Origin of the sequence: Chamaesiphon sp. VAR_48_metabat_403, assembly GCF_031422475.1 — a bacterium.
GTDB lineage: Bacteria > Cyanobacteriota > Cyanobacteriia > Cyanobacteriales > Chamaesiphonaceae > Chamaesiphon.
In genome coordinates, this window is the sequence record NZ_JANPLS010000506.1 from 1 (window position 1) to 4,788 (window position 4,788).

Sequence of the window (4,788 nt, forward strand, 5' to 3'; positions counted from 1 at the left end):
TAAAGCTCTCAATTGGCGATCTCATGGCGATCGAAGTAGGCACATTTTATAAATCATCGCGATCTCACCTCGATCGCTAGTTATGTAACATTTGCATTTTGAAGATTACGCAATTGGTAATGAGTTCTGATTTTTAGGTTGGGGAGGACGAAGCAGGAATCCTACCTCAATCATCCAGCGCAGTATTAAAATTATGCGGAAATATGATTTTAATCTATATTTATTTTTTATAAATACGTTTAAAATATACGCACAGCTTTTAAAGTATTTAATTATTTCTGCAAATAATTCATAGATATAAAAAATAAACACTTATTTTCCGTGTTTTTTTAGAATTGCCAAAAATCCGGGCGATCGCCAGAAAAAGTAGATGGGGACGATCGCGAAGCGACTGGTTGACGCGATCGAAAGTGAGCGTAAGAAGATCCTCGTACAGATATATCAATAGAGGGGCGAGTCAGTCATCGTCCGATCGGATAATGGGACAGAGGATCGAGCTGAATTTTTCAAGCTGCGCGGGGTACTCTGGGAGTAAGACTTTGTAACGCGATTGTAGAGATCGAAATAGATCCAGATCTCGAGCTATTTCGACGGAACTCTATCTTTCGCCATTCACTCATCAAGTAGACTACCCAACAGCTCAGTGGCTCCTTTTTGATGCTGGTGGCGATTATCATCGTAGAGCGACAGCGTTTTGAGATCTGCATGGCGACTCAATGCTTGAGCTGCCCGAATATTCCCATCTGAAGCATTAAGGTGAGCCGTAAGCGCACTATGCTATGCCTTAGACGATGAGGTGACATAATTTTCTCGACCGCCTGCTCCTGACAGTACTGCCTGACGATCGCATAGATCGCTGACCCACCCAGCCGATGACCTGGTTGATTGCGACTCAAACTGATAATAAACATCGGATCGTCATCACTATACCTGCCGCGCTCTCTTGACGAGCCGACCATCGTGGCGTTCGCCAAGACGGTCGCTCGTCGCAATTCCAGCCAGTGTGAAATCGCAGCACGCGCCCCACTACTGAGATCGATCGAAATTTTAGAGATTTTACCTTTGCCTAAAATCATTAATTTGCGCCCCGACGCAGAGAAATCTCTAACATCTAGACTGCACACCTCGCCCCGCCGTAGTGCATTGTCCCAGAGTAGCCGCAGAATTGCATAATCTCTAGCACCACTCACCGTATTCACATCAGCTAATTTGATTACACTCTTAAACACCTCAGCATCAATCCCCGTAGTGTCGCGGTAATTCTCCGTTTTGAGCTTAGGCACATCATCGAGAGAAAAGGCACATTCACCCATTTTCCGAGCGTAATCAACGAGTGATTTGAGTGCGGATAATCGCACATTAATCGTGCTGGGGGCTAACTTCGCCTCAATTAGCATCCGGCGGTAATTAAGAACTTGAAACAGAGCCTCCGACGGCGGGAGAGTGAAGAATAAGGCGATCGATTTGCAAGATATCAGGCTTTAATTTACAGTGATGGCAAAACAAACACCAGAAAAATGTAAACGATGTGCGCCACTTTCTCCAGTCGAAGCTAGAGCCAAACACCCTAATTGTTGGGATGATAAACTCTGTACCGCCAGACGCTTCTATATCAATAATCGCGATCGAATCAATCAGAAACGATCGCGTAAACGAATCGAAACCAATCATCAAGTTTCCGCTCCCGATGTGAAGTATGGGATTCTTCATGTGTGGCGGGAGAACAGGGAAGATTCACCGATTCATGCGAAGCTTGCGCGCCGCCTCGGCGGTCGAGCAATTACCATCGAATGACAAGCTAGAAGCAGCAGGAGAAGCAATCCGTAGGCTGGGTGAAATTTATGCCGCTCGCTCGGCGATGCAACTATCAGAGATTGAATATCTGTTTCGTCCAGAGCAGGAACCGATAATGTCACTGGATGCTTTCGACCGCCGAGGCGGCGCGCAAGCTTCGCTATGTGCGACAGTCGATGGTGGTAGATCTGGAGCAATTCATTGAGGTTCTAGAGTTGCCAAAATACGAGCGGGAATACAATCTGACGGTTGTGCGCGAGCAGTCAAAAGCCGAAATCTGGTCATCGTCGTGGCACTGGCAGAATTGACTCAGATCCAGACTTACAAACCGCGATCGAAACTTGTCTGGCTGCTGGTGGCAAGCATTGGGGTGCAAGCCAGATTTATGACATCTTGCAGCTTGAAGAACTTTTGTGAGTCAGCTTTATCAGCTTAACTATGCCCGACTGCAAGTTTGTTATGGTTCTAATTTTGAGGGCAATGAGGATATCTACCAACTCATTTAGAATACTGGAGCTAAAGCACCTTTTTTATGTGGAGAGGGCAGCCTCTACGATCTGAGTACCTATTGTATTTATTTTACTGATTGAGGGAGCAAATTTACTCCTGATTTCCTGGTTTTTGCGACTGAGCCGAGCTTCGAGTATCTTGAAGCGTGATTTGTGCTGGCCCCACTAGGCAAGATAGACTTAGATAGGGTTAAAAAACAAAGATAGACTTAAAGATAAAGTTAAACTGTGTTTATGGTCGTAAATCGAACAAATATCCTTGCAACATCTCGTCTAGTAAGGCTTTGAAATGAAAAGTAAAGACTTTGGGCGATCCAGGTCTATCTAAATCTCTATCTAAGCTAGCGGCTTTTGCTCGTTTGTGTCGATCGGGATATAAAGTCGTAACTTTACTAAAATACCGTCCAAGCATAGTTTACAGCGATTAGTACTTGGATTGTTGGGGTAATGCAAAGATAGAGATCGACATAGATCGAGATCCGAAATTAAATCGATCTCTACACAAAAGATAAGATGTCATACATGAGAATGCTAGGCGTATTATCTAACGATTATAACTTTACAAATGTCCGCTCGATCTGGCTAATTTCGATCGAGACTCAAAGCCGATAATCATCGTATGTAAGGTGAGATAAATTCGCTTCTCAGTAATTTTGTGGAGGAGTGGCGATCGCTTTAATTGAGCGTAGAGATCTTGTTTGACTCGTGCCATTGCCAAGGTAATTCCTCTAGCCGCTAATTCATCATATAACTCCTCCAACATATCCATCGCCGTGATATCAATTTCGACGATCGCTTCGGTATTAAGGACAAACCATTCTACAGGCGTAACTTCCGATTCGATCGCGCTCATTGCCCGATACTTAAAATCTTCAGCATTAGCAAAACACAACGGCGCATCGTAGCGATAAATTACTAATCCTGGAATTGTCGTCGCGCCTTCCCAATCGTCGATATCGTGCAGTCCTGGCAGATTTGGTACCGTTCCTTCCACGGCATCATGGGGATGAGCTAGTCGCGATAATAATTCAATTACCGATAAACCTACCGCGATCGCTACACCCGCTAAAATATCGGTAACTAACACGCCAAAGGTAGTAATAATTGCTAGAAAAAACTCACTGCGACGAAACCGATATAAACGGATAAATTCGGGAATTTCAATCAATTTAAACGCCGCAAAAATCACGATTGCACCCAACGCCGCTTTCGGAAATAACGACAACACTGGGCGCAACCACAGCAACACCGAAATTACTACCCCCATCGCTACCAGTGAAAAAAGCTGAGTTTTGCTACCCAAACTATCCCCAATTACCGTGCGAGAACCACTACTACTGACTGGAAATCCCTGCACCAATCCCGCCCCTAAATTTGCCACTCCCAGCGCGAGTAATTCTTGGTTGGCATCGATCTTGTCGTGGTGACGCGCGGCAAACGATCGAGCAGTTAGCACATTATCCGAATAACCGACGATCGCAATCCCCAGAGCGGAGGCTAACAGGGCGGGGAGCTGGGTGGGGAAGCTAGGAACGATAAATTGGGGCAAACCTGCTGGGATTGCGCCCACAACCGCAATACCACGCCCCTGGAGATCGAAGATCGCGACCGCAGCAGTACCGATTAGTACTGCCAGTAACGGTGCGGGTGCTGTGGGGAAACGATGTCCGATCGCCACTAGAAAGCCTAACCCCAATCCCGCTAAAATCAGGGTTGGCCAATGAATCAAGTCGATCTGTTGGATAAATTGGCTCACTTGGGCGAATACAGTGGCACCGGGAATGGAAATCCCGCTAATTTTGCCCAATTGTCCGGTTATCATGATGACCGCGACACCTGCCATGTAGCCGACTAGAATCGGCTTGGAGAGCAAATTTGCTAGAAAGCCCAATCTAGCAATATACCCAACACAGCAAACAGCCCCGACTAATATTGCCAGCGTAGCCGTCAGCACCCCATAGTTACTCCCATCCGCCAGCAGCAATGGCGAAATCGCCGCTGCCGTCATCACCGCAGTAGTTGATTCTGGTCCCACCGAAAGCTGGCGCGATGAGCCAAATAAGGCATAGCCAAACAGCGCAGGCAGGATCGTCCATAGTCCGACGACAGGCGCAACACCCACCAATTCTCCATACGCCATACATTGTGGAATCAAGTAAGCCGCAACGGTGATGCCTGCAAGCAGATCTCCCCGCAACCACGATTTCTGATAGCCCAATAATTGGCGCAAACCAGGCAATTTCAGCAAAAGTCTCTGTTGCATTTTCGTTGCTGTGGCATAATTCCAAACGGTTCCATTGAGTGCTATTGAGGTAGGGGCAATGTCTTGTCTTGACGCACACAAACGGGAGGTTCCCTCCCGTTCGATGCGTCGCTGTCTCGCTATACCGTCGGGAAACAGAGGCGTGCGCGAGCCGCTGTCTTGTCGGTTTTTTATTCTGCGGCGTTTTTATTCGGGGGGAACCCCCGAATAAAAACGCCAAGA

Annotated in this window: 6 protein-coding genes; 3 read left to right on the forward strand and 3 right to left on the reverse strand. The window is 46.7% G+C overall.

Annotation, left to right across the window (positions count from 1 at the left end):
* Window positions 1-713 precede the first annotated feature (713 nt).
* Complete coding sequence (gene xerC / locus RMO79_RS23655; RefSeq protein WP_310485725.1) at window positions 714-1,397, reverse strand: tyrosine-type recombinase/integrase; 684 nt, start codon at window positions 1,395-1,397, stop codon at window positions 714-716.
* A 97-nt stretch (window positions 1,398-1,494) separates the two neighbouring features.
* Between xerC and RMO79_RS23660 the strand changes: the two genes are divergently transcribed.
* From RMO79_RS23660 to RMO79_RS23670, 3 genes are read left to right on the forward strand one after another with little or no spacing between them, the layout of a single operon-like run.
* On the forward strand, window positions 1,495-1,794 hold the full coding sequence (locus tag RMO79_RS23660) for a hypothetical protein (RefSeq protein WP_310485726.1): 300 nt from the start codon (window positions 1,495-1,497) through the stop codon (window positions 1,792-1,794).
* Window positions 1,745-1,999, forward strand: coding sequence for a hypothetical protein (locus RMO79_RS23665; protein WP_310485727.1), 255 nt, complete (start codon window positions 1,745-1,747; stop codon window positions 1,997-1,999). Before RMO79_RS23660 ends, RMO79_RS23665 begins: the two co-directional genes overlap by 50 nt.
* A 44-nt stretch (window positions 2,000-2,043) precedes the next feature.
* On the forward strand, window positions 2,044-2,211 hold the full coding sequence (locus tag RMO79_RS23670) for a hypothetical protein (RefSeq protein WP_310485728.1): 168 nt from the start codon (window positions 2,044-2,046) through the stop codon (window positions 2,209-2,211).
* A 324-nt stretch (window positions 2,212-2,535) separates the two neighbouring features.
* On the opposite strand, the gene RMO79_RS23675 is transcribed toward RMO79_RS23670, so the two are convergent.
* Both RMO79_RS23675 and RMO79_RS23680 read right to left on the reverse strand, forming a co-directional pair.
* Window positions 2,536-2,715 (reverse strand): hypothetical protein, encoded by a 180-nt coding sequence (locus RMO79_RS23675; RefSeq protein ID WP_310485729.1) that lies wholly within the window; start codon window positions 2,713-2,715, stop codon window positions 2,536-2,538.
* Between the two features lie 147 nt (window positions 2,716-2,862).
* The gene (locus RMO79_RS23680) at window positions 2,863-4,566 is read right to left on the reverse strand and encodes a solute carrier family 26 protein (RefSeq protein ID WP_310485730.1); all 1,704 of its coding nucleotides are present in this window, start codon (window positions 4,564-4,566) and stop codon (window positions 2,863-2,865) included.
* Between the last annotated feature and the right edge of the window lie 222 nt (window positions 4,567-4,788).